Origin of the sequence: Bartonella sp. AP1QHHD, assembly GCF_042196265.1 — a bacterium.
Taxonomy (GTDB): domain Bacteria; phylum Pseudomonadota; class Alphaproteobacteria; order Rhizobiales; family Rhizobiaceae; genus Bartonella.
On record NZ_JBHIPW010000055.1, the window covers coordinates 1 to 4018 of the forward strand.

The window sequence follows — 4018 nt, forward strand, 5'->3', positions numbered from 1 at the left end:
GTTTGGGGGCGATGGTAAAGAAATGGCGACCATGCTTGCACAAGGCATGGCACCCATTAAAGAGCTGTTTGCAAAGGCGCGGAAAGGAAAATGGCTGATAGGTGCCGATGTCGCACGCTATGCCGCAGATTTGAGTGACAAGCTTGGTGCTTTTAAGAAAAAAATAGGCGGTATCGCGAGCTTTATTGGCGCGCGTTTCATGCCCGTGATTAATGATATGATTGACGGTTTTTCAAAGTTGATTGATGAAAACCGCGACCTCATTCAAACAACTGTTGCGAGCTGGGCAAAAACCTTAAAAAAAGTCCTTAATGATTTGCTTAATCCTACCTCTGATTTAAGAAAAGGCATCAGTGATCTCACAGAGAGGATTAAAGGCTGGTTCCAATGGCTAGAACCTCTGATTGGTGAAATAACCCTCTTTAAGGTAGGACTTGTGGCACTTGGTTCCTTCATTTTTGGTCCACTCATTGCCGCATTAGCCGCAGCGGGAGCAGCGTTTGTCACCCTTGGCTATACTATCATGACGACACCGATTGGTTGGCTAATTGGTGGCATTGCAGCTCTTGTAGGCGCTGGATATTTGCTCTACAAAAATTGGGACAAAATCAATGGCTGGCTGCTTACATCACTAGCCATAGTGAGCGCAGTTTTTATCAGGCTTTCTTTCGCTCTTTCAGGACCAGTGCTTTCAGCCTTCACTTCTGTTGGTTCTAAAATTACCGGTCTGGCTGCAAATCTTGGAAAATCCCTGCTCTCAAAAATAATCGCAGCAGATAAAGCTTTTATGAGATTTTCTGCTACTCTGGGAAGGTCTCTGCTTTCAGCCATAGGTTCGGTTAGTGCAGCTTTTGCTAGTCTTGCTAAAACTCTTGCAAGAACGCTATTTTCAGCTGTAGTCTCGGCTTCTTCCGCAATTGCTGGTCTTGCTGTAACTCTTGTAGGTTCACTCATTTCGGCAATAACTGCCGTTAGTTCTGCTTTTATATCGCTTGGTGTTGCTATTATGACCACACCTATCGGTTGGATCATTGGTGGCATTGCAGCTCTTGTAGGCATTGGATATCTGCTTTATAAAAACTGGGATACGGTAGTAAGCCTCATAAGCAACTTGTGGAATTCTTTTGCGAGCTTATGTAGTAACGTTTTCAATAACCTCTTGACACTCTTTAAAAACTTTTCACCACTCTCTTGGATAGCAAAAGGAATCAATGAACTCATTAAATGGTTGCTTGGCGTTGATTTAATGGAAGCAGGAGCCAATCTGATTAACGGGCTTTGGGAAGGTATCAAAAGCAAGTGGCAAGCCCTATCCGAATGGTTTAGCGGCATGATAAGCAGTTTAACCAGCTGGATGCCTAATTGGATGAAAGAAAAGTTAGGCTTTAATGTTTCAATCAATAAGACTTCAACCCAAACCATTAAAACCTTTACTGAAGAAACCAATACTCGAGCAAAAAAAATGCTGGATACAGCAGTGGTTACAAATACCCCGCCTGAAAAACGCAAGAGTGGCTTTAATACAGGTGTCATTGAAACAGGACAAATGCAGGCAACAAATGCAAAAGTGGCTGCCTTCAAAGCTCCCAAGCCCATTACGGTTCACAAACCCGTTGAAGTAGACGCCCGCGTAACCATTACAAATCTCAATATTTCAGTACCAAATGGTCTCAAGGACGAAATCAGAGACGCTGTCAATCAAGCACTTGAACACTATGCAAAACAGCAACGTTTAGCCATAGCCTCTAGCCTTTCAGATTAAATACCATGATGTTAGCTTTAGGTGGTTTTATTTTTTCGATTGAAACAGCAGCTTATCAAACTCTTGATATGTCTTATGGGGTTCCATGGGTCGAGCAAGGGCGATTGGGGAGAAAGGCTGCTCTTCAATTGCCTGCTGTTGCAAATGCGGAATTTTCTTTAACTGGTGTGATTTATCCAGATTTCAAAGGTGGTCACAGACAGCTTGAATATTTACGACAAATGGCACATGAAGGACCTCACATTCTTGTGAGCGGTCAAGGCAAAATCTTAGGTAAGTTTGTCATTCTTTCTGTAGAGGAAAAACAAAGCGTTTTTCATCATAATGGCACCCCCAAAAAACAAGAATTTACAATAAAGTTGAGAGAATATGGTGAAGACCTATGAGTGACCTTTATATGACCAAAGATGGCGATATGGTGGATGCCATTTGCTGGAAATACTATACCAAAGGTCAACAAGCACTTGCTGTTGAACGCGTCTATGCAGCGAATTTGGGGCTTGCAGACTATGGACCCATTTTAAAAGCAGGTATCACGATACTCTTACCACCCCTCCCCTATCCGAAAGCCACACCTGTGATCAGAATTTGGGGCAGTCAATCATGAAACCTTTTTGCATGGTTCTGGCAAATGGAGAAGATATCACCAAAACGCTCATGGATTATGTTTTATCAATTGAAATTACCGATGAAGCAGAAAACAAAAGTGATCGTATCACTATAGAGCTTGATGACCGCGCACGTGACAGCGATAACGGCTTTCTTGATATCCCTCTCATCGGGACAGTTATTTCCATAACACTTGGCTATGAAGGCGGAAAAAATCGCGATATGGGAGCCTATCTGATAGACGAAATCTCTGTGAGCAGCCCACCACAAAGCTTAAGTGTGACAGGGCGCGCCGCCTCCATGAACACGTCTTACAGAACTCCAAAAAGCCAATCCTATCACCAAAAAACCCTTGGTAGTATTGTTCAAGAGATAGCAGAGCGTAATGGCTATACGCCAAAGGTTGATCCTTCTCTTGCAAAAATCGTTGTGCGTCACATTGACCAAACAGCTGAAAGCGATATGGCTTTTGCTACGCGCCTTGCAGAAGAGTATGATGCGGTAGCAAAACCCGTTGATGGCAAATTGGTGCTTGCCAAACGGGGTGAAGGCAAAGCCATCACCGGTGAAACACTGCCCGTCGTTGTCATCCATGAAAAACAATGTACCTCTTGGGATTTTAAATACAGTGCACGCGATGAAGCAGGTGCCGCCAATGGATTAAAGACAGATGCAGGAGATGATCAAAAAGCCGCCGCTGATGCACGAGAACCAGAGGAAATTGATGACAGCGAAGATGTGATCCATATGGATGAAAGTGACGCCCCCAATTTGCCTAAAGCAGAGACGGAAGCCAAAACACCTGAAAATCAAGAGCAAGAAGAAGAGAAAAAAGGCGGTGTTATTGCAAACTATCACGATATTCGCACTGGTGAAAAAAAAGAAGTCAAGGTTGGTAAAGAGCCTTTTCATGAACTCAAATACACCTACCACAATCAATCAGAAGCTGTTGCGGCCATTGCGGCTTATCGCAATAAATCATCACGCGGTAAGTCTTCTTTCTCATGTGATATTGGTGGTGATCCCTTTGTACAAGCGGAAGCAAAGCTTGTTCAAGAGCCCCCTTTCCGCCCCTATATTCCAGCAGAATGGCGNATGCGAACTTTTTGATGCATCACAAGAAGATGCGGCTGGAAACGTTGCAAACACAACACCAGACAAGGATGATACCCTTGATCCAAACGCTCCACCAAACGCATGCGACGAAGGTGAAGGCGTCATCCATATGGATGAGGAAGATATCAATTAGCAAAAATATCAAAAAATTATCAGGAGTTACTTGACAATGTGGCGACAATATGAATAATCGAATCAGGTGCCTCAAAAACACCTTAAAACATCTAGCGGATTGGTTGCCGAAATAATCAATCTTCTGAACATTAAAGATTTTGACTCATTATATGCCGTGGCATATAAAGGTCTTGTCGGGTGTGGTTATGCTATACAATACCCTTTTGGGAAAGGCATAACGACGGACTAGATGCCGTGTTTTTGAGCACCCGGCACTCTCTATTGAGTGTCAATCAAAAACTTTAACATCTAGGAGTTCATCATGAACACTCTTATAAAAATATCAGAACAAATAATTGGACAGGAAACAGTTCAAACTGTTAACGCTCGCGAATTACACGCATTTTTAGAAGTAAA

Annotated in this window: 3 protein-coding genes and 2 pseudogenes; all 5 read left to right on the forward strand. The window is 43.1% G+C overall.

The features are described 5' to 3' along the window. On the forward strand, positions 1-1762 hold a 1762-nt coding region (locus ACFIME_RS05800), incomplete at its 5' end, for a phage tail protein (RefSeq protein WP_375684637.1). Between the two features lie 5 nt (positions 1763-1767). Then, entirely contained in the window at positions 1768-2148 is a 381-nt protein-coding gene (locus ACFIME_RS05805; protein ID WP_375644094.1) for a phage tail protein, read from the forward strand. After that, positions 2145-2369, forward strand: coding sequence for a tail protein X (locus tag ACFIME_RS05810; protein ID WP_375627624.1), 225 nt, complete (start codon positions 2145-2147; stop codon positions 2367-2369). Before ACFIME_RS05805 ends, ACFIME_RS05810 begins: the two co-directional genes overlap by 4 nt. Then, a pseudogene (locus ACFIME_RS05815) lies at positions 2366-3620 on the forward strand (phage late control D family protein). The gene ACFIME_RS05810 and the pseudogene ACFIME_RS05815 overlap by 4 nt, the downstream one beginning before the upstream one ends. Before the next feature lie 303 nt (positions 3621-3923). Continuing rightward, positions 3924-4018: pseudogene (locus tag ACFIME_RS05820) on the forward strand (phage antirepressor Ant); the annotation flags it as partial.